General features: G+C 77.5%; 1 protein-coding gene. It reads left to right on the top strand.

Annotated elements, in window-relative coordinates; translation table 11 throughout:
- On the top strand, positions 1-253 hold a 253-nt coding region (locus VR45_RS36690; protein ID WP_045944265.1), incomplete at both ends, for a HEAT repeat domain-containing protein.

The following is a 253-nucleotide window of genomic DNA, read 5'->3' as shown; positions in this document are numbered from 1 at the left end:
AGCTGGAGGCGGTCCTGGACTGGTTCAGGCTGCTCCGGCGCCGCCGGGGCCCGATCGCCGAACTCGCCCACCTCGCCGCCCATCCCGACTACCGCGTCCGGGAGTCCTTGGTGTGGGCGATCGGCGACTGGCGCACGCCCGGGGTCGCCGAACTGCTGGCCGGCCTCGCCGACGACCCGGCCCCGGACGTCCGCGAGGCGGTGGCGCGGGCACGGGGGTTCGTCCGGCCGGGGACGGCCGACCCGGAGCCGTT

This window comes from Streptomyces sp. NRRL S-495, from assembly GCF_000966955.1.
GTDB lineage: Bacteria > Actinomycetota > Actinomycetes > Streptomycetales > Streptomycetaceae > Kitasatospora > Kitasatospora purpeofusca.
This window is presented reverse-complemented; position numbering and strand designations above follow the sequence as displayed.